General features: G+C 62.8%; 13 protein-coding genes. 7 read left to right on the forward strand and 6 right to left on the reverse strand.

Annotated features, from left to right (window positions below; all coding sequences use genetic code 11):
- From HPY44_08665 to HPY44_08675, 3 genes are all read left to right on the forward strand, one after another.
- Positions 1-1,920 carry a hypothetical protein gene (locus HPY44_08665; protein ID NSW56072.1) on the forward strand — a complete coding sequence of 640 codons (1,920 nt, stop codon included), beginning with the start codon at positions 1-3 and terminating at the stop codon, positions 1,918-1,920.
- A gap of 83 nt (positions 1,921-2,003) precedes the next feature.
- Positions 2,004-6,737, forward strand: coding sequence for a VCBS repeat-containing protein (locus HPY44_08670; protein NSW56073.1), 4,734 nt, complete (start codon positions 2,004-2,006; stop codon positions 6,735-6,737).
- A 32-nt stretch (positions 6,738-6,769) separates the two neighbouring features.
- On the forward strand, positions 6,770-7,882 hold the full coding sequence (locus HPY44_08675) for a hypothetical protein (GenBank protein NSW56074.1): 1,113 nt from the start codon (positions 6,770-6,772) through the stop codon (positions 7,880-7,882).
- 90 nt (positions 7,883-7,972) lie between these two features.
- Here the strand turns inward: HPY44_08675 and HPY44_08680 are convergent, their stop codons facing one another.
- The 3 genes from HPY44_08680 to HPY44_08690 form a co-directional block, all read right to left on the reverse strand.
- A complete protein-coding gene (locus HPY44_08680) occupies positions 7,973-8,911 on the reverse strand; it encodes a VWA domain-containing protein (protein NSW56075.1) in 939 nt (312 codons plus the stop codon).
- Positions 8,912-8,926: 15 nt separating this feature from the next.
- On the reverse strand, positions 8,927-9,805 hold the full coding sequence (locus tag HPY44_08685) for a hypothetical protein (GenBank protein NSW56076.1): 879 nt from the start codon (positions 9,803-9,805) through the stop codon (positions 8,927-8,929).
- Positions 9,806-9,939: 134 nt separating this feature from the next.
- A complete protein-coding gene (locus tag HPY44_08690; GenBank protein ID NSW56077.1) occupies positions 9,940-11,166 on the reverse strand; it encodes a hypothetical protein in 1,227 nt (408 codons plus the stop codon).
- A gap of 185 nt (positions 11,167-11,351) precedes the next feature.
- Here HPY44_08690 and HPY44_08695 point away from each other — a divergent pair, with 185 nt between their 5' ends.
- Positions 11,352-12,134, forward strand: coding sequence for a PIG-L family deacetylase (locus HPY44_08695; protein ID NSW56078.1), 783 nt, complete (start codon positions 11,352-11,354; stop codon positions 12,132-12,134).
- Positions 12,135-12,222: 88 nt separating this feature from the next.
- Positions 12,223-13,737: a sulfatase-like hydrolase/transferase gene (locus HPY44_08700; protein ID NSW56079.1), complete on the forward strand. Its 1,515-nt coding sequence runs from the start codon at positions 12,223-12,225 to the stop codon at positions 13,735-13,737.
- 147 nt (positions 13,738-13,884) lie between these two features.
- On the opposite strand, the gene HPY44_08705 is transcribed toward HPY44_08700, so the two are convergent.
- Positions 13,885-16,005: a beta-galactosidase gene (locus HPY44_08705; GenBank protein ID NSW56080.1), complete on the reverse strand. Its 2,121-nt coding sequence runs from the start codon at positions 16,003-16,005 to the stop codon at positions 13,885-13,887.
- A 233-nt stretch (positions 16,006-16,238) separates the two neighbouring features.
- Between HPY44_08705 and HPY44_08710 the strand changes: the two genes are divergently transcribed.
- Positions 16,239-17,099, forward strand: a complete 861-nt coding sequence (locus tag HPY44_08710) for a creatininase family protein (GenBank protein NSW56081.1) — start codon at positions 16,239-16,241, stop codon at positions 17,097-17,099.
- Between the two features lie 55 nt (positions 17,100-17,154).
- Positions 17,155-19,875 carry a right-handed parallel beta-helix repeat-containing protein gene (locus HPY44_08715; protein ID NSW56082.1) on the forward strand — a complete coding sequence of 907 codons (2,721 nt, stop codon included), beginning with the start codon at positions 17,155-17,157 and terminating at the stop codon, positions 19,873-19,875.
- 162 nt (positions 19,876-20,037) lie between these two features.
- Here HPY44_08715 and HPY44_08720 read toward each other — a convergent pair whose 3' ends face one another.
- Together HPY44_08720 and HPY44_08725 are read right to left on the reverse strand one after the other, a co-directional pair.
- Positions 20,038-20,802: a succinylglutamate desuccinylase/aspartoacylase family protein gene (locus tag HPY44_08720; GenBank protein NSW56083.1), complete on the reverse strand. Its 765-nt coding sequence runs from the start codon at positions 20,800-20,802 to the stop codon at positions 20,038-20,040.
- Between the two features lie 93 nt (positions 20,803-20,895).
- Positions 20,896-22,101: an acetylxylan esterase gene (locus tag HPY44_08725; GenBank protein NSW56084.1), complete on the reverse strand. Its 1,206-nt coding sequence runs from the start codon at positions 22,099-22,101 to the stop codon at positions 20,896-20,898.
- Positions 22,102-22,166: the final 65 nt, after the last annotated feature.

The raw sequence follows: 22,166 nt of genomic DNA on the forward strand, positions 1-22,166 counted from the left end.
ATGCGAATCCACCCGTTCCTCCCGGTCCTGCTTGTCCTATGCGCCGTCCCGTCCGCACTCTGCCAGCAGCCCGGTGCAGCAAAGCCTCTGCCCCGCGTTCTCATCGAGGATTTCGAATCCGGAATTGGAGCCTGGTTTACCAACGACGACGAAGCCGCCGGCCAGGCCCCCGCAAAGAAGTGCGCGATATATGCGGTGGCTGGCGGGGCTCCAGAGGGCGGCGCGCAGTCAGGGCGCATCGAGTTCGAGCGCTCCAGGTCCGGCTGGGCCAGCGTGTCGCGCCCTGTCGACGGGCGCAAGTGGGCTGAGCGCGGATGTAGCACACTATCCTTCTGGATTCGCGGCGACGGCTCGGGAGAACTCGTGCGGGTGGTCCTTCGGGTGCAGAGTACGCGCCCGAAGCGCGACGAGGCCTATTCGCAAGTACTCCGGCTGGACTCCACCAACTGGGAACAGTACAGCCTGCGTTCTTTCGGGTTCAAGGATTCCGCCGGCAAGTCCCTCGCCCTCGAAGATATTCAGCACATCCGCCTCCTGCAGTTCGCGAAAAACGGCGGTTGGGGCGCGTTCAAGTTCCGGGTAGACCAGATCGAGGTCGAATTGGAGCCCGATGTTCCAGAAATCCCTGCGCCGGTTGCGGGTACGCCCCACGATAGCTTCACCTTCAGACCCGACTTCGACAGGAGCGGGCCATACAATCTTGCGCAGGTGGGCGTGAGTCTCGGTCCGGCGCCCACAGTACTGGAAAACGAGAGTGACGACCTTATTTCCGGTGCTTTCGCGCTGGTCTCTGATCTCGCCCCCAGTGTCGTCCGGCTGGAGTTAAACGCCTACTTCGACCCGGCAACCCGCTCCTATGACCTGCAGTTGCTCGATGAACACGTTCACTGGGTGCGCCTGTGCAACTGTAAGCCCGTACTCTGCCTGGGGGTCCCACCGGCTCCCGTGGAACGTCCCGACCTGCGCGAGAAGTATTTCGCCGAGTTCGTCAAAGCAGTCCGCAACGTTGCTGCCCGGCGTGCGAAAGAAGGCAAGGTCACGTACTACGAAGTCTTCGACGAGCCCCTCCTGTCCGGCGCCTTCACTGACATTGACCACGTGGCGGACGCGTACAACAGCATCGTCAAACTTATCCTCGCCGCCCATCCTGCTGCGAAGGTCGGCGGCCCAGGGTTCTCCTCCGCATGGGATGACCGAATGGAGAGCTTCCTCAAGCAGGCCCAGCGCCTGGACTTTCTCTCATTCCACTTCTACGGTGCCCACGCAGCCGTAGCCCAGTCCGAGTCGCTGTTTGAAGCCGCCTACAAGACCCGCACCAGCGATCTGCCGTACCAGATCAATTTCCAGCAGGTCAGGGCGCTGACCAAGAAGCACTGCAAACTGCCGCCCGAGATCTTCGTCACCGAGTTCGCCCTCAATTCCGCACGCGATGAATCCGGCGATGCTCGCGACGAGCGAGCATCGGGAGCTTTCGGTGCTGGTTGGCTGGCCGCCGCGGTGCTCTCCGGAAGCCCGTACGTGGACAAGGTCATTCTTCACCAACTCAAACCCGGCGGGTGGGGGCTCATCACCGCCTCAGGCAAGCCGGAGATCTCCTATTGGGCAGCCTGGTTCCTCGCGAAGTATGCCCCTCGGGGTTCAGTCCTGCAGCAGATAGAGCTTCTCGAAGACAACCTGACCCTCGCGGCGCTGGTGAAAACGAAGTCCGCCCACAATGTGATTCTTGCCCGTGTGGGTTCCGAGCCGGTGGAGGTGCATATTGCCCCGTCGAACGCGCCTGACCTGAAAGAAGTGCGCTACCGGGCGATCAGCGAGACGGACCAGCTCTGGCAGGGCTCACCCCTGGCCACTGTTCCCGCCCAGACCGTCCTGCTCGATGGCCCGGGCGTGACCGTGGTGCAGTACGTAGCGAGGGACTGATCGAGCAATCTGCCCAAAGGTCTCTCCCCCTCCGCGGCGAATTGGCCTCCCGTGGATGCCTGACAATTCCCGGGAGGCCGCTCATGCGCCCAGTTTCGTACTTTCACCTGCTTTGGACCGCCATCGCGGTCCTGGCCGTCACCCCGATTTCTGCCCAGGTCTCGGAGAATCTCCTCGAGAATGGTTCCTTTGATGACGGAACTTCCGAAGATGGCGTTCCCCTGGGCTGGTCGCTTTACATGGCCCGGGATGACAACCGCGATATTCGCCTCGTTGAGATGCCCCACGAAGGCAGGTTCGCCGTGCTTATCTACGACAATGACCCCGGGCAGGAGATCGGGATCGTCCAGACCATTCCGGCCCGGGGTGGTGAGTGCTATGAAGCCAGCGTGATGGTGCGTGGCTACGAGGGGGCATCATCAGCCGGTTCGTACCTCCAGCTCCGATTCTTGCCTTCCGACCAGTTCCATCAGGTGCCGCTGGTGGTTCAGAGTTCGGAGAGCTATTCGCGCATCGCGGTCAAGGCCGTGGCTCCCGAGGGCACAAAGCAGGCGCGTCTCTACCTGTACACCCACCGCGATCCCGCGCCGAAAGTGATGGTGGACTCCGTGGCAATTGTATCCGGCGTCGAGCCGCCTCCTCCGCCGCCGCCCCCTGTTCCACCCGCTGTCCCCCCTGTCTACAGTACGCTGAAGAAGCTTTACCTGGAAACACCCCTGGTGGAGGACGGGCAGTCGGTCTGCTCCATCGTGACACCTGCGAATGGGCGCTACGATGGTATGGCCGGCCGAATCCAGCAGACAATCGCCGACATAACCGGGGTCCGTCCAGCCATCCTGCGTGATACCGACGACGGTGCCGCAGTTCCCATCCGAGGCAACCTTATCGCTCTCGGCAACCGCTCCACGAACCGCACCATCGAGGAGTTGTACAACCGCTATTACTGCCTCCTCGACTTGCGCTATCCCGGTCCCGGGGGCCACGTGGTCCGCACCCTCCACAATCCCTTCGGCGACGGGCACAACGTCATCTTCGCTGGTGGCAGCGATGACCAGGGGGTGTCGAGTGCTGTCGACCAGCTCATCACCCGCCTGCGCGAGGCCGGGGGAGAACAGGGCGCGCTCACTGTCGGGCGGATCATGGACATAAAGCTGGGGCGGGGCGTTGATCCGCCCACAGATGTGCGGCAAATGGAGATCTGGGACGCTTCGCGCGGGTACGGCAGCACCGGGTATTTCGGCTGGTGCAGCATCAGCAAGCAGGCGGCCATGTATTACATGACCGGCCGGCCTGAGCACGCGCGAGAGTTCATCCGCCTGTCTTTCCCGGACGAGAAAGCGAAAGCCGAGATCGCAGACATCGACGGGGAGCGCATCGAGAACAAGGACGACCCGCTGGCGGGCTTCTACCACTACAACGCCCACCTGGCCATACTCTTCTGGGACCTCATCGAGGAGAGTGACGTTTTCAGCGACGAAGAGCGCCTCAGGGTCACCAACGCCTTCTCACGCCAGCTCAATCACCGCAAGGATGAAGGCGTCTACACGCTGAACGAGCCACCGCCGTACGTGGGCTCGCGCCATGGGCAGTGGTCTGCGATATCCCTCTACTGCCTGGGCCGCTACTTCCAGAAGGATTACCCCAGCCCTGTCTGGGCCCAGTGCGTTCGAGGCGCGGAACTGCATTTCGCACCGCTTGCGCAACATGCGTGGGTCCAAGGCGAGAGTGACAACCTCTTCTGGTACAACACCGGCACCGCTCCGATTCTGACGTGGATGTGCCTAAGCGGGGATCGCAAGCCCCTGGAGAGCGGGGCGCTGGCCACGCTCCTGCGTGGGCAGGAGATCCTCATCTCTGGCCGCGAACCCGACGATGCCCTGAACTCGGCTGCCATCGACTATCTGCACAAGGCCGCATATCTCATGCGGGACGGTCGCTGGATTCACTATCGCATGCGCACGGGCATCGACACTACCATCTTCCGCCTCGGCCAGTCTTTCTGGCCCGAACCCGAACTGCGCCCGGTCGCGCCTACTGACCTGGCCGGCAAATGGCTGGTGCATTCTCTCCCGCAACCCGCGTGGGAGAGCCGCGCCACGGGATTCAGCCCGGACGAGTCCTACTACTTCGCCGGGTTCCGCACTGCATCCGATGACACCGGCGACTATCTCCTCATCGACGGCTTCAACGGCGCCTCGCGCAATCCCTATCACACCCTGGCGATTCTCGAGCTGCGGCTGGACGGGAACACGCTTCTCGAAGGCTACAATAACCAGCTGTTGACCCGCGCCGACGGCCTCGTGGAGCCACAGGTGGCCATGGATGCAGCCCTGCGCTGGCGTGATGTAATCGGCCAGACCGCGGCGTTCGTGGCTGATGTGCCGAAGGCGGCTTACTGCAACTGGCGTCGCGGTTTCGCCCAGCGCGTTGGCCGTTATGTTCTGGTGATGGACGACCTCACCTTTCGCGCAGACAGCGACAACGTGGAGGTCCAGACCTTGTGGGAGACCGGGCGCGGGGTCTGGAAGCAGGACGAAAACGCGTTGATGATCCACCCCATCACCGCCTCCGCGCTGCCGCCGGGTTGGACCCGGTTCCGGGCCCGCGATGCCAAGTACACCGGTAAGCCCGCCGCGCCCGACGGCATCGTCTCCCTGGACAGCCTGGACATCGTGCTTCTGCGTTCGCGTGAAATCGGCGACTGGATGGAGGTCGTCTTTGAGGTTCCCGAACCGGTTTCGGGCGAAGTGTTCGCGGAGTTCTTGGACTACAACGACCGTGGGGTCGCCGGCATTTACCTGGATGGCAAGCGCGTGGTGGAGCGGTACGACAACAATGCCGGCAATGCCGTCAACGGACGGGTCTCCCTGGGTCGGCACACCCTGACGGTGGGCAAGCATACGGTCCGCCTCGAGGTCGTAGGCATCAAGGAAGGCAGTGACAGGGCTTTCATCGGCTTCCGAGGCATCACCGTCCGACCAGAGGGTGCGCCGGAGCCGCCTGAATACCAAGACTTCGAGCTTGCGCCCTCCGACCCTGTGATCGCGACTCAGCAAGGCCGCACCACCACCCTCGAGTGGACCGGCAAGGCCCGGGAGGGTGAGCACCGCATCTTCTTCACACTTATCGCGCGGCCCGAAGCCGAGGGCTCGCAAGTGAGCTGCATGCGCCTGTCTGACAATGCAGCCGCCCTGCGCCTGCCTCAGCCGGCGGTGGCCTTCACGGGCGAGTTCCGGGGCAGCAAAGCCCAGTTCGCTGTTCTCGCCGCCGACCATGTCTTCGCCCGGGCGATGACTTCGCTTGCAGCGGGTGCGTTGACTGTGGCCATCTCCGATGTGCCGGTTGATTTGGACTGGGACTTCTCCGGGGGCGCGCTCTCTATCGTTGCGGCGGCCCCGGCATCGGTGCGCATCGCGGCAGCCCCCGCAGAAGGCGCCATGCTCAACGGCCAGCCCCTCGCAGCCGTATCTGTGCCCGACGGCCTGATCCTCGACCTTCCCGCAGGCCGCCATACCTTGATGGGCGTCGCTCTCTCAGGTTCCGCCAATGCGCCGCTTTCAGCCCATCTGGAAAGCCTTCTGAACGCGGCTGCGGAGTCACGCACCCAAGCTCTGGCCGCGCGCAAGGCCGGCGCTGCATCGGATCTTCCCTCTCTCGAGCCCGGGTACAGCGCGGCCGTCGACGGCGCGGCAGCATTGCAGGTTACAATCCCGGGCGACGAAGGGAACCTGCTGGCGGTTGCGGCGGGCAAGTCAGTGGCGGTCCTTGATTCCACTGGGCAGACCGTGACCACGCTGATTCTGGCCGATCAAGTTCTTTCCCTACACTGGTGGCCCGAACCCGCCCTGCTCCTCGTCGGCTGCCGGGACGAAAGAGTCGTCGCATTTGACCGCAATTGGCAACGCAAGTGGGAGTTCACCTCCATCATGGACCCCGAAGTCTTCCGCGCTGCGAAGACCTACTGGTTCAAGTCCGCGCCGGGTCACGAGGGCGTCCACGCCATAACCAGCGGGGCCTTTGAAAACGGCAAGCAGCAGGCGTTTCTGGGCAGCGCCTGCACGCTGGAGATCATCGACGAAAACGGAAAGCTGGATCACCGCATGCCGGTCTTTTGGGGGCCCGGACATCTATTCGCCTTCGTCGACGGCCCCGAAGGAAGCACCAACCTGCTTATCGCCCGGGAGCCCACAGACTCCGAGCGCCTGGCCATTGTCAACAGCCGCACCCCAGACCGGGTCAGCGGCTGGGGCTTCACTTCCGTCCCCGCTGGACACGTCTACGTGGGGAGTTGGGCGCAGATGACCCGCGACCACATTTTCTATGTGGACATGGACGGAGACGGCAAGCGCGAGGTGGTCTCCGAGATCAACGGGGTCTGGAACCGCGTTACCATCTGGGACGGTGCGGGAAATGCCCTGTTCAACGCCAACTTCGGTCCAGGCAACAGCATACCGGCGCGCAACATCCGCGACCTGGACGTGGCGGACCTGGACGGTGACGGCAAGCAGGAGATCCTCGTCGCCCTCTCCAGCGGCCTTGTGGTGGCGCTGAACCACCGCTGCGAGAAGCTCTGGTCTACCCGCTCGCCCAGCCCCCCCACCGTTCTCGCGGCTTTCGGGGCAAGCGATGGCGTCCCAGGCACCATCTTCGTCGGTTGCGAGAACGGGTCCACCCGGGTCCTCGACGCAGCCGGCAGCGCTCAGATGCAGGGCAAGGTGGATGGCAGACCGGTCTCGATCCTCAAGGCAGGCGCTGGAAGGGAGCGGGCCGTTACCGTTGGCACGAGCAAGGGACAGGTTGCCCGGTTCCAGTGGTAAACCGGCAAGATTCAGATGGAGGGGCATCCCGAATGGGCGCTGACCGCGCACTTAGGCGCATCCTGTTGGAGCCTGTGGATCGCATCCCGCACTGGGAGCATATCAGCAATCCGGACTTCATCCGCCTGGTGTCAGGCATCGACCCGTACGAACACCCCAGACAGGCCGCCCTCAAGGCCCTCGAAGTGCTACCCATCGACATGGGCATGGGCGTCCCGGCCACAGATGACCCCATCGTGCCGCTTCCCGAAGACCAGTCATCCTTCGTTGGCGAGGACGGTCGGCGCCGTGTCCGTTGGGGCGCGAATCTCACGGGTCACTGGGCCTGGGGCGAGGGATTCACCTCGGTGGAGCAGGCCCTGGCATACCAGCCCCTGGAGCACCTCGACCTGCGCGAGGCCGAGGTCATCGCGCGCATGGACTATTCCCGCTCCGTGGAGGACATCGCGCGGGATATACAAGGTGGGCCACTCCCCAGCCCCGGGGGCCCGCGAGCCTCCCACCTCAAGGGCGGGAGCTTCTACAACACGCTCTTCATGTGGCCCCTGCTCACTTTCGGCTGGGAGATCTTCCTCGAACTCGCTGGAGGGCACAAGGCCGAGTTGAAGCGGCTAATGGCAGACTTCGCGTGCTTGTCGCGCAAGGTCTTCCAAGCCGCCGCTCTCACGGACATCAACTACTTCGTCTGCCACGACGACATCTGCATGGCGCGCGGACCCGTGTGCTCACCGGCCTGGATGCGCGAGTTTATCTACCCCTACTATGAGGAGTTCTTTGGGACCATGAGCCAAGCCGGCATCAAGGTCCTGTTCATGACTGATGGCAACCCGGACCTTATCGTGGATGATGTCTTGGCGTGCGGCGCCCACGGGATCATTTCCGAGCCCTTCGGCGAATATGAGGCGATTGCCCGCCGATATCCGGACATCTTCCTCGCGGGGCAGGGCGACAATCGCATTCTGCAAACTAATGATCGGGACGCGATCGAGACGATGACACGGAAGATGTGCGAGGTCGGGCGCATGTGCCGCGGGTACTTCATGTGCATTGGCAACCACATTCCGTGGAACGTGCCTCCGGAAGCGGTGCAGTGGTACTTCGACTGCTCGGAGCGCTACGGGGTTCTGGAGCCCCCGACGCTCTGATGGGATATTGAGACCAAGCGAGCAAATGAAACGAGCGCGGCTGTTTGGCCGCGCTCGTTTCCGCTCGAACAGTTATTTCCGTGAGCCCACCTAGTCGGTGGGTGCGATCACTGTCACGTTCTTGCGCTCGAAGGTGATTGGGCCGCCGGGGCCGCTGTAAGTCACACTGATGTCAACCAAGCTTCCCGGGGCATAGTTGCTGTTCCAGAAGAGCTGATAGCTTGCCTGAGTCGACTGCGAGACTGCGAAGAAAGCATCCTGCAGGTCCTGCTGCGTCGCCGGCTCGAAGTACTGGCCCCCTGTCTCCACGGCGACTTGGCGGAGGTTGTCCTCGGCCGTCTGACTCGGGACTTGGAAGGCGATGCAGTAGATGGGGATGCCCAAGCGCTTCGCTTCGTTGATGAGGTCCGTGTGCGTATGGGAGCTCGAATTGTCCTCGCCGTCGGTCATCACCACGAGGGCCTTCGCGCCAGGAGCAGAGTCCTGGGCAAGGTGCGCGAGCGCATCCATTGAGGACGACCAGATCGCGGTCAACCCATCGGGGTACAATGTGTCGATAGCCGTCGTGAGAGCAGCCTTATCACTGGTGAAGTCTACCACCAGGTTCCACTGGTCGTCGAACTGCTGGATCGCGGTGCGATCATTCGTGCGCATCAACGACACGAACAGTTTGGCTGCATCTCGCATGCTCTCGATACGCGACCCCGATGCCATAGAACCGCTGACGTCGAGGTTGAGCATGACATTGGCCTGCGTGACAGTGGTGCCGCCAGTCTCAATGAGGCGAGTGACCCGTGCGGTTCGGTACGGATCTGTGGTCCCGCTGGGCCGCTCCTGGAGGGCGAACTGGTTCAACTTCGCACCTCTGATGTCATTACCTTGGTCATCCTGTAGGGGGAAGCGAATGTTGGATTGTGCCGGCACCCCGTCAGGAGATGGCAGCGTCTGAGCGAAGTCGCCGCTGCAGCCCGCGAGGAACGCGAGTACCGCGAGACTCGCCAGTACCGTCAAGAGCTTGTGTGTTTTCACTGTACCGCTCCTTTCCTACAGGCTCCGCCGGAGAGCGATTCCCAGAGCGAGCGAATCCTCCGACGCAGCAATGATTGAGCCGGCAAGAGTGGGGCTCATGGAATTGGTCGCGTACACGCTAAGAGTGGTATCGTGCGCGTCACCGAAGCGGTAGGTGCCGCCGGCGGACCACACGACCTCATCATCGAGCGTGTTATCGGCCATGACAGCATTCTCGCCGTCAACGATCACCATGGCGTCGCCGTTCAGGCAAAGGCGGCTGGAGAACGGCCAGACAACACCGCCACCGACGCCGACAACAGTGCCATAGCCCGCGATGACCGTGCCATTGTCAGACGGCAGCATGGTGTCCCACCAGGCGATCTGGCCGGCAACCTGGAACTGGAACCTGCCGGGATCGCCGAACTCCAGCTGCAGCTTGGCGGCGGGGGTGATGGTCTTCTGGTACGCGGAGGCTCCCAGAGTCGTATTCATCCCCTTGGTGTCGCCGCCGGCCGCAACGTCAGCGCCGACGGTCAGAGCCCAGATCGGGTTCGAGTTCTCGCCCGAAATGCGCCGCTTCAAGCCCACACTCAAAACATCGCGGTCGCTCTTGCGGATGGCGCCATTGATAGGGTTGGGCCCGACGGCGTCCATAGCGGAGTAGCCCAGGATGAAGTCGGTGTGGTAGTTGATGGGGGCCTGGAAACCGATGGAATACGTCGCGTTATCCCAGTCCTCATCCCCTGCTCCGGTCTCAAAGAACCTGGTGTCCACGAACCAGCGGCTGTCTCCGTCCTCACCGCAGACGGCGGCGTTGCCCAGATTGGGCGGGCCGTCCGCTGCGAAGGCTGCGGGCAGCATGAGAACTGCCAGCAGGGCCAACGCGCAACTGATGACAACTTTCTCTCTCATAGCACCTACTCCCTTTTGTAGAGATGGCTGCAACGGTCCTGCCGATTTCTACGTCCCACTTCGGTACCACACCAACACAATTCGCCGCAAATGCGGCAAGTCCTTCTCATCCATCTAAGTATTCACCCGGCCCCTTAGCTCACCCCCTGAAGATCGCAGCAGCCCGCAACGCAGGTGCAGTTGGACTGCCGCGGGTCAAGCCCCACCGAACACCATACGTCCCTGTTCTCGAGGCACAAGCTGACAGGGGTGTGGGGCCCGACAGAACTGACCGCGCGTTTGATAAGGCCGTACATTTCCTCACGGGTTTCCTGCGGCCACCGCTGCCGCCGTCCGTGGCCGGCTGCGGCACCAGCGCCATACAGATAGCCCGCTCGCGATCTCCTCCGAAGCTCGCCCAAAGCCCCGGGATATGAACAGATGCCCCCTATTGTCACCCTCGATGGAATGGCTGCCCCGAAAGCCCGTCTGATCAGGTCCTCGTAGCTCGCCTGCCAGCCCTCGAACGGAATCAGCGGCATGATGTTATAGCGAACTTCTCCGCCGGCACGTGCCCATTCCCGGGCAGCGGACAATCGTTCCTCTAATGGCGGACATCCGTGCTCGAACAGGGCTGTGATTTCCTCCGCGTTGATGGACCACGCGACGGCGATATGTCCGCGCTCATCACCTGTCAAGTCACCATACTGCTCTGATAACGCCAGTGTAAGCCTATCAATGGAGTGGCTCTTAGTCAAGAAGACAATGTGCGCAAGACTATTGTACATGGCGAATGGCGCCAGTGACTGAGAGTAGTTTGCGACCGGATCGAGCTGAGTTCCATCCTGAACTTTCCCGATATAGAAACTCACAGTCTCCCGCGCGCCCTTCAGTACGCGCGCCATCGACTCAAGGATGTCCTGCTGGTTGGTGAAGACCCGCACCGTCGGCGAAAATCGCACGCCGGGGCTGCCACCCAGATAGCAATACTCGCAGTCGTAGAAGCAGAACCACGTTGGATGGACCGCGTGGTATGGCGCACACAGCGTGCCGTCCCTGGCCTCCGGGTCCCGGTTGATGGATACAGGCTTTCGAATAGCTCCCAGGACCAGCATCGTCTTGCCTCGCGCGATGCGTTCTGACGCCGTCTCGCCGGGCACGGGAACCCGGTTGTGAGGAATATCCCGGCGGTCAACAACATTCGCGTCCGGGAACGCCGCGATCAGACGCTCACAGTAGACCGCCTCGTGGGGCCGGCGGTCGCAGTCCCGCGTGAGCACGATGGTCTCGGGCTCCCAGCCCAGTTCGCACGGGTCGATCGGCGCGCTGGTCTGCACTTGTCGCACAAGTTCAACCCATCGATCGTCAAGAATGCTCCGCAAGCTTCTCGTTTTCTCCTTTTCATTTTGTGAGCGGTTTCGGTTTGTCTGCGCACAAGTTCAGACACCACAAGAGGAATCCCTTCCCCGTGCGGGGAATTACAGCCAGTCCGGCTACCGCCGGATGCGGAATGCGTTCCCGCAAGGTCCGCATTCTCCCGCAAGATCTCAGTCCAGGAGCGATGAAAATGGCAGATTCAAAGGTTGCCCTTGCCACTGCTGCCCACCCCGATGACGTCGAGTTCATGATGGCCGGCACGCTGGCATTGCTGGCAGACGCCGGCTTTGAGTGCCACATCTTCACCATTGGCAACGGAAACTGCGGCACGGCAGTTCACACCCACGAAGAGATCATTCGCATCCGCGCCGGTGAGGGCCATTCGGCGGCATCGGTCATCGGCGCCACCTACCACGAGGGTCTAGTCAACGACATCGAGATCTTTTATGAGCCCGAATTGTTGCGACGGGTGACCGCGGTCGTCCGGCAGATCAAGCCGGACATCGTCCTCACCCAATCACCCGTAGACTATATGGAAGATCACACCAACAGCTCACGACTCACTGTCTCCGCCTGCTTCTGCCGAGGCATGCGCAACTGGATCAGCCACCCCTGGGTCGAGCCCACCCTCCAGGACGTTTTCCTTTATCATTGCATGCCCTACGGCTGCGTTGGGCCACTGCGCGAGGATATTCCGCCCTCGATTATCGTGGATGTGACAGACAAGATTGAAGTCAAGGAAGAGATGCTGCGCCGGCATGCATCTCAGAAGGACTGGCTGGACGTAAGCCAGGGCAAGGACGCGTACCTGATTTCCATGCGGGAGGCCTGCGAGATCATGGGCAAGCGAGCTCCAAAGCCCGTCCAGTACGCCGAAGGCTTCCGCCAGCACCTTCACGTGGGTCTGTCTGGTAAGGACGGCGACCCGCTCAGCGAGATTCTCGGCGACCGGGTTCAGAAGCTGCCCGGGTAGTTTCGGAGCGACACGTCCACCAGGCGGCGCCGCCCGGAGTGGGTTCCAGCGGCGCCACCAGCCCCAGAGCTTACCGGGAGGCCCCGACATGCCCGCAGACCGCCCCAATGTGATCCTCTTCCTTACCGACCAGTGGCGCGCCAAAGACGCCGGGTACTGGGGCAATTCGGTGATCCAGACACCGTGCATCGACGCCCTGGCGGCCGAAGGTGCGGGCTTTCGGCGCTGTTTCGTGCAGAATCCGGTGAGCACTCCCAGCCGTGCATCCATGGCTTCGGCCTGGTATTGCCACGTCAATGGCCATCGCACCATGCACCACATGCTTCGCCGCCACGAGCCGAACATGCTCCGGTACTTCAAGGAAGCGGGCTACTACGTCTGGTGGGGAGGCAAGAACGACATGATCGCGGAGTCGGTGATCCCCGACTCCTGCCATCAGCGCGTAGTCGGGACCGGCGGCCAGCCTGTGGCGAAGGTTGAGCCCTGGAAGCTCGGGGACCGGCTCTACCACACATTCCTGTGGGGCGAGGTGCCGGAAAACTACGGACCGTCACTTTCGGATGACTACGTTGCCCGACAGGCGGCGGAGTTCGTCTCGAACCCGCTCTCGGAGCCCTACTTTCTCCTGGTCAACCAGACCTTTCCCCATCCGCCGTATGCTGTTCATGAGCCATACTTTTCCATGTATGACCGGGCACAAGTGCCTTTCCCGATCCAGCCGCCCGCGGACTTCCGGGGCAAGCCTGAGATCATCAAGCGCGTCCATGAGCGGATGAGAATGAACGAAGTCACCGACAACGAACTGCGGGAGATTGTGGCGGTCTATTACGGAATGATTACCAAGACTGACCGCAATCTGGGCTGGATTATGGATGCCCTCAAGCAGACTGGCCAGTGGGATAACACGATCCTCATTGCCTCCTCGGACCACGGGGATTTCGCCGGTGATTACGCCTCCACCGAGAAGATGCAGAACACCTTCGAGGACTGTCTGACCAACGTGCCTTTCGCCATACGCGTGCCCGGGTGCAAGCCACTGCCCGGCCCGTCCGACGCACTGATAGAGATGATCGATCTGCTGCCGACGATTGCGGAAGCCTGCGGAATTGAGCTCGGACACACCCATTTCGGGCGGTCATTGCTGCCCGTCTTGCGGGGCGAAGCCGGCGAGCACCGCAGGTATGTCTTCTCCGAGGGCGGCGCGCTGGCCACCGAAATCCACACTCATGAAACCGCCCGGCCAAAGGAGAACATCTACTGGGGGCGGCCTGACCTGCAGTTCACCGAACCCCGGGTCCACGGCAAGGCGGTCATGATCCGCAGCCACGACTGGAAATACGTGCGCCGCATGTACGATACCGACGAACTGTACGACCTGCGTAATGATCCGGATGAGGTAACCAATCTCATCGACGAACCGGGGCTCGAAGGCGTCAAGGCCGAGATGATTGCGGCGATGGTTGACTGGTTCATCGAGACCGGGGACCAGGTCCCGTGGCGATGGGATCGGCGCGGACAGCAGGAAGAGCATCCGGAGTGGTCCGCGGCCGCCATGAAACACGGTTTCGTGTCAGATGTGGATGAGGACCACGGGGAGGGCTGAACGGCAAGCCGACGGGGACGCTCGGCCTGCGCGAAGCTCCCCCACCGGCCAGCGTCTCGCGACATGGGGCGGTCGTCCCGCCCGCCACCGTTGCCTCCTGTAGGGCGGCGGCTTGTGCGCCGCCGGTCGTTGATGCCCTCCACCGCCTCACAGACCTTCCTGCGCTGTCTTCCAGTACTCTGTCCATTTGCCGGCATCCTTCGGCATGACCGACGCTGCCGAGATTCCCGCAGCCGCTTCTTCGCCGCCCGGGATGAAGTGTGCTCTCAGCCCGGCGCCGGCGATGAATGCCCCCTCTTCGGGCTCCGTGGAGTCGGCCAGCACCAGCAGCGCGTCACATTCCGCCGCCTGTGCCGTCGTGGACACAAACCGCACCTGCCAACCCGATTCCGCTGCGGACTGAAGCACCTGTCCCCAGAGCCGCCGCGTCATGTAGCGCGGATAGAACGCCGCTTGCCATTCCTGGCTTCGCGGGAGATAGACACCGAGCACTGGCCCCGCGACGACCCCGGCAATCTGATAGGGCATGGTATCCCGGTACGCCTCGTACATCGCGGGCGACATCTCCCACCAGTGCATCACCCCGGCCAGCCCCCACCGCTTCCCGGCCTCGAGGAACTGGCGTATATGCTCGGCACGCATCTCCTCAGGGTATTTCGGCCCCCGATCGATGCCGAACTCTTCAATGATCACCGGGCGCGGGCGGTCCGGCAGGGCATTGCGCAGCCCCTCGGTAAGATACAGCACATGGTGAGAGATCGCGGGCCCGTTCATCCACAGGTCATAGGTGTGGTACGCCCAGAAGTCGAACCCCTCGGCACCCTCGACGTCCGACAGGAGCCGGTGGTGCCAGTGCCCGATGGTCACCGGGTGCACCGGATCAGCCGCCTTGACCAGCTTCAGCCGGGCCACCATGCTCTCCCCCGCCGCCCGGGCCGCGAAAGCGAAAAAGTCCTTTGCGCGCCGCGTCTCCTGCGCATCGTACTCGTCGCTGCCCGGGAGTTCTGCCTGCTCGAAAGCCTCGGGGGCGCCTTCTCCCCAGGCTGTCCGCAAAGCATCCTCGGTACCGTACTTCGCGCGCAGCCAGTCTCTGAATCTCACCTTCAACTGGGGTGAGCGCCCGTCTGGCTCGATCATCGGCTCATTGCTTACATCCCACGCGAACACCGCCGGGTCATCCTTCAGTGGCACAACAATGCGCTCCACAATCTCGCGGTATTCATCCAGAGGGCGGTTGAGGATATAGAGGTCACCCGGCACCGGCGACAGGTGCAGGCTGGCGTTGAACTGGCTTCCGATGGCGCTGTACTCCAAACAAATGAGTACCCGAAGACCATGGGCGGCGCAACGCTCAATACAGGCGTGTAGCCGGCGGATCGCCTCCTCATTCCAGACCCCGTACGCTGGCCGGTAGCACCAGTCCGGGATCAGGAAGCGGATCACGGTCATGCCCGCGGCTTGCGCCCTGGCGAGTTCCTCCTCCTGATCCGCTTCGCTGAGGGTCATCAGGTGCGCGAGATTGCACCCCACCGCATACCAGGGCTTGCTGGTGCCATCTACGAAAGCCCGACCTGCGTCATCCACCCGGACCATACCCGTTGCCCTCAGAGTGGCAGCCGCCTTCTTGTCTACCGGCGGCGGGGGCTTCCAACCGAACCGTTGGCGTTCCGCAGCCTGCATGGTGGTTACGTCGGCAGGCATCAGTACGGTGAAGTCCATCCGGGCCTCCTGCCCCACCTTACTGCAATCCAGCGCCATGTGAACGTCGATGGTGTTCGTCTTGCTTCTGTAAACGAAGAACCCGTGCTGACTAGTGGTGGTGACGAGCACGCCCGCCGATCCAGAGCCGGACTCAGCCATCATCCAGCGGGGCGATCCGTAAGCCCAACTTGAGACAATGTGCCCCGCATTGACTTTCTGAAGGGGGATTCTGACGGGCAATTCGTTTATCGCATAGGTGAAGTCGCGGGTGTCGCCGGCGAAGGTGAAGCGAATTGCCAACCGCCCGCACCAGTCACCCTTCGCGCGCTTGATGAGTGCGGAATAATGATCGCCGTCGCGCTTCCAGGTGACGTCGAAGACGCCGTTCAGCGAGCCGGTGGCTTCCCCGTCTGTCTCGGGTGCCGTCACAGATGGCGACTGCAGGGCAGACCAGCTCCCCAGCCACGCGAAGGCGTCGATCGCCACCAGCGGGGTATTCTGGGCGCATGCGCACCCGGCGATGATACCCGCCATAAGCAGCAGCGCCGGCCTCACAGTACGATACATCGACCTACCTCCCTGGTTGTCGAGGCGTGGCCGGTGGTCCGCATGCCCACTTCGCGGGGGGCACGGACTGCAAATCGGCCTGATCCCCTGCTAATTCGTGCTGAGGTGCCGCGTTCGAATTTCCGAATATCAAAGCTTTCTCGCCATCGCCCCGCAAACCTGCCTGGAGGACTTGCCGCTCGGCAGGCGAACACACCTGGGACGGTCCTGGTTTCAGCGTCTGGAGGTGTGCGATGCCTGCCAAAGTCCAGTACGAACTCATGCTCCCTTTCGAGCTTGAGGCTGCGCTTGAGCGCTGCCCGACGGCTCTCGTCCCCATCGGCACCCTCGAATGGCACGGACGCCAGAACGCCCTGGGGCTGGATGCCGTGAAGGCTCACGCGCTCTGCGTCGAGGCGGCTCAGCGTTTCGCCGGGGTCGTCCTGCCGCCTCTGTTCGGAGGAGTCGGTGGGGTCGATCAGCCCCACACCATTGTCATGGAACCTGAGCCTACTATGACCTCCCGCCTGCTGGAGCCGTGGCTGTCCAGTCTCTGCGCCGAACTGGTGCGCAACGGTTTCCGCGCCATCATCATCCTCACCGGCCACTACGGGGCCTCGCAGCAGATGATCGTCCGGGAGACCGCAATCCGCAATATGCAGCGCCTGGACGTGCCGATTTTGGGCACGCCCGAATACATCCTCGCCCTGGACGCGGGATACACCGGCGACCACGGCGGGCATTTCGAGACATCCCTCATGATGGCGCTGAAGCCCGACCTGGTGGACCTGGATCAACTGGAAGGCTATCCACCATACCAGGGGATCGGCGGCGAGGACGCCAAGCGCGACAGTTCAGCGGAACTGGGCCGGCGGCTATGCGACGTGATGGTCCACCGCCTGGGCACGCTCGCTTTGAACATGCCCACCTGGGACGAAAGCCGGCGAAAAGCATTCTTGCGCGCCGAGCAGGCGTTCCTGAACCACCAGCTTGAGCATGCCGGCAAGACGGGAGACGTCTGGGCGGCCTGGCGCGACTTCAGCTTCTGGACGCCCTACGGAGCCCTGCTCGCCGAGGGAGAGTTCGACGAGATACGGAAGCTGTTTGGAGGATAGCGGGACAGCGCAAAGGCCACGACGCGCTAGCGCTTTGACATCAGGAGAGAATGACATGACCACACTCAGCGGCGCCCGGCTGTTACTTCGTTACCCTTGGGGATTCTCGGTGGTCCTTGGGTTACTCGCCTGCGCGGTCACGTCTTCCGCCGAGCCGGTGACGCTCTATGTCTCCCCGCAGGGCGACGACACCTGCACCGGTCTGCGGCCTAGTCCTGACGGTGCCGGGAAGAACGGCCCCGTGGCGACCCTCGCAGGCGCACGGGATGCCGTCCGCGCGCTCAGAAGGGACGACGGCACACTCCCCGGCCCGGTGACCGTGCAACTGCGGGCCGGGACCTACGAACTATCCGCGCCTGTCCTGTTCGGCCCCGAAGATTCCGGCACCGAGGACAGTCCGATCACCTACACCGCGTATCCCGGCGAAAAACCCATCATTTCCGGCGCACAGAGGATCACCGGCTGGCGGCCTGAGGCCAACACTGGGCGCTGGGTCGCCGACGCGCCGCAAGTCCTCCGGGATCCGCTGAAGTTCCGCCAGTTGTTCGTGGGCGGCGAACGCCGGCGGCTTGCCCGCAGCCCGAATACCGGCACATTCCGCATGGCCGGCAAGGCGGTCCCACCGATTGACCCCATAACCGGCAGGTCCGTTGATGTCTCGAAATCCGCCTTTCGCTTCGTCCCCGGGGACATCCAGAACTGGCCCGATGTCCTGAATGCAAACGTGGTGGTCCACTACGCCTGGGAGACCGGCATCTACCCCATCAAGCGGGTCGATACCGAGACCAACACGGTTCACGTGGGCAATGCCACCAAGTGGCCTTTCACCCAGCAGGAGGGTAAGCAGCCCTACTACGTGGAGGGCACGGTCTCCGCGCTGGATGAGCCGGGCGAGTGGTGCCTGAGTCCTGACTGCTCGCAGGTCTACTACATCCCCCTGCCCGGTGAAGACCCCAACACAACTGCTTTCGCGGCGCCAGTTTGCGACCAGCTCATCGTGCTTGCCGGCGAACCCGACGCCGGCATGGTTGTTGCCAACATCAGATTCGAAGGCCTGCGCTTCATGTTCGGAGGCTGCGAACTGGAGCCCGAGGGGCACTGCGATTGGCAGGCAGCCCACGACGTGCCGGGCATGATCCACGCAAACGGTGCGGTCCACTGCGCCGTCGAGAACTGCGAGATCGCTCACTTCGGCCTGTACGGCATTTGGTTCAAGCGCGGTTGCAAGGGCAACCGCATCGCGGGCAACCACATCTACGACATGGGCGCGGGCGCAGTGCGTCTCGGTGAAGGTGGTCGCGCGCCGACACTCGAGACCCAGACTGGCGGCAATATCGTCACCAACAACCTCATCCACGGTTCTGGGAAAGTCTACGGGGGCGCGGTGGGCGGCGTCTGGGTAGGCCATTCCAGCGACAATCAGATCACACACAATGACATCAGCGACACCACCTGGATGGGCATCTCAGTGGGCTGGAGTTGGGGCTATGCCGAGACCCAGGCTCACCGTAACGACATCAGCTACAACCATCTGCACGGGATCGGCAAGTGGCTCCAGCCCGACATGGGTGCGATCTACACCCTCGGCGTCTCACCCGGCACCCGCATTCACCACAATCACATCCACGACGTCACCGCTGGTGGGATCTATCCGGACGAGGGCAGCAGCGACATTGTCATCGAGAACAACCTCGTGCATGACGTGCTCCACGGGTGCCTCACCGTGCACTACGGACAGAGGCTTTTGGTGCGCAACAACATCTTCGCATTCGGCCATAGCAGCCAGATTCACCTTGGCCGCCGCGACAAGGATTCCAGCATCAAGCTTGAGCGCAACATCGTCTACTTCGACCACGGCGACCTCATCCGCCGCGAGTGCGACCTCGAGTCCGACTACAATGTGTTCTGGCAGACCAACGGGGAGCCGCTCGTCTTCCCGGGTGACCTGACCCTGGACGAATGGCGCGCGAAAGGCCTTGACGTGAATTCCGTTGTGGCCGACCCACTCTTCATGGCCCCTGAAGCGCGGGACTTCCGCCTGAAGCCGGGGTCGCCGGCCCTCGCCCTTGGCTTTCAGCCCTTCGATCTGAGCGCTTGTGGCATCACGAGCCCGCCCGAATTGGTGGCTGCTGCGCGAGACCTTCAGTCGCCGCGGCTGGACTTCTCACAGGTGCCACAGGAACAACCGCAGCTCGTAGATGACGGGTTCGAGACATCCCCCGTGGGCGTTACCGCCGATGGGCCGAACACCCACGGAGAGACGGATACGGCCTGGATACGGGTAACGGACGAGCAGGCGGCGTCCGGCAGGCACAGCCTGAAGTTTCAGGATGCAGCGGGACTCGATGAGACCTGGAACCCCCACATCTACTACATGCCCCATCTCACCAGCGGTCTGGTGCGCGTGAGCTTCGACGTGCGCATGCAGGATGGAGCGATCCTCGCCCATGAATGGCGCGATGGATCCAGCCCGTTCCGCACAGGCCCGAGCATTGTCATCGACGCAGACGGGACCCTCACCGCGCGCGGCGCACGGATTGCCACGATCCCGGCTGACACGTGGGTACACATCGAGATCACCGAAGGGCTTGGAAAGAAAGCCGACGGACTGTGGGACCTGCGCGTGGTGATCCCGGGACAGCCGGAGATTGCCTTGAGAGACCTACCGGGGAACGCGGCCATGCGGACGCTGCAGTGGGTCGGCTTCGTGAGCAATGCGGTGGAGCCGGTGGCGTTCTACGTGGACAACGTAAAGCTGGAGCTGCTGGAGAAGTAGCGCACGGGGCCGATTGACCTGTCGTCTGTCCTGCACGGCCCTGTGATTCGCCCCCGGCCCTGGGGACTGGCCTCCGAGATCATGCCATATCGAGATCGATGCCTGTGCCCGGGGCCGTTTCTGATCCGATGCCGGTCCCCTGGTCTGCAGTGGTCGTGCCTTTCATCCGCGCGTGCTGAGATAGGGCACGTCCTGCTGAGCATAGTCCATCCCGAACTCGTCCAGGAACCCCATGCACATCATGAGCTGGTAGGCGACACGTGTGTTGAGGTCCAGCGTGCGTGAGGTTTCGATGCTGGTGGCCGGTACCCGGAGCCACTTCCAGGCCGAATACGTCGGGCACCCTTTGAACGCAATTGGGAAGAGCACGAACCTGTGCAGAGGAACTGGAATGTCGGGGTTCACCCGGTCAAGCGCACGTTGCATCAGAGGGTCGAGCTCACGGAAGTCATACACCAGGCTCTGGCCGTACCGGCTGGGGTCGAGTACGTGGAAATCCAGGGACTCATGGAGAGTCAGCAGTAGGTCCGGCTTGTAGGCGACCACCGCCTTGCGCCAGATCTCAAAGGCCAGCCGCTCCATACTGGTGCCGTTCTCTCTCCCCGGGAACATTGAGTTCATGTTGCCCGGATACGCCCGCACCTTGCGCCGGATGGCCTCGATGTGCGCCTCGGGCAGGACCACGAGGGTCCCGCTCAGGCACTTCCAGTTGGCCAATCGTCGCGCCGCGAGGTAACCGGCGGGCTCATTGCCGTGAAGACCGCCGATGATGACGATCGTCGGGCCGGGCACTCCCGACGAGCGCTCATACAGTTTCGTGGCGTACGGTGTGCCTTCCATGATGCCGGTGGAACGCACCACGTCTCCCGGGCACAGGCCAGGAAGGGCTGCCAGCAGTAGACATACCAGGCGCGAACGGTTCCGCATGCGAGCGGCTCCTCCGTGGATGATGCAGTGGCTGCGGTCCTGTCGACCACTGCAAGAACGCCTGCCGGAGGCCCGCAGTTTCCCCATCCCTCTCTACCGTTGAGGCTCAAGCCACCTGTCCAGCCACGCGAGGGCCTCATCCTGCATTTGGGCATTGAACTCGTGCGGGCCGTCATAAGTGATGCCGCGGAACTTTTCGGGCACCCCGGCCTTGGCGTACACCCGGGCGATCTTGTCGAACGCCGCATGCACTCCGTCCAGCGGGAAAAGCGTGTCCCGGATTCCGTTGATTACCATCAGCGCCCCGGGCACGCTCATGGATGCGATGTCCGGCAGGTCCATGTGGCGGTACATGCCGGGGATCACCTTCATGAAACCAATGCTTGTGAGATGGTTCTGCAGCATCGACTCGTAGGTACTCATCCAGCCAACCACGACAGCTGCTTTGATCCGCGGGTGAAGGCCGGCCAGATGCGCCGACCGGAATCCGCCCACCGACAGACCGCAGCACGCGATGCGATCCGGATCCACTTCCGGGCGGGTGGCGATGTAGTCCACGGTGCGCAGGTCGTCGGTGAACATGACACCCGACCAGGTGATCCCCGCTTCGAACAGTCCCGTGGCGGCAATGGTCGTTCCCGCCCCCGAGCGCCGGTTGAAAGCCGCCACGTCTTCCTCCGTCATCTTCTCGCGCTCGTGCCAGACAGGCGGATCGCCTGGCAGGAGCATCCGCCTCTCGCCCCAATAGAACATGTCGATGGCGACCACTACATAGCCGCGTTTCGCAAGCTCATCCCCCACCGAGCGCCCCGAGTAGCTCGTGGTCTTGAACTTGGTGAGCGCGGGGTGTTCACCCGGCAGGCCAATAAGCTTCTCCTTCCCCCACACGAAGAACGCTCCGTGGTCATGCAGGAGCACTACCGCCGGGCGCGGTCCGGGGAAGCCTTTAGGGATCAGCACGTATGCCGGCACCCGGATGTCCGGCGTGGTGTTGAAAGCAATCTTCTCACGCACGTACTCCCCGCAGTCCACGCGCTCCAGCAATTCCGCATTCGGGTCGCACTCCGGCGGGGAGTACTGCAGCAGTTCCAGGACTTTCGCCCGGCCCTGGGCTTTCCATGCTTCCACGTCGGTGAACCGGTCATTGAGAAATGACAGGTCCAGCGGGGAGCCGGCAGCGGTCGCGCGTACGAAGGGATACAGGCTGCCCATCTGCGCGTTCGGCACTTCTGGCTGCTGCGCGGAGCAGGCGGAAAGAAAAAGGGCAATCAGGGCAATGGCGAGGACCAGGGATGTCATAAGCAAGCCTCCTCTCGCGGCTAGAACAGGTCGGGTTTCAGGGAGACGGATGCAGGCACCGAGTA

This window comes from Armatimonadota bacterium, assembly GCA_013314775.1.
Taxonomy (GTDB): Bacteria; Armatimonadota; Zipacnadia; order Zipacnadales; family JABUFB01; genus JABUFB01.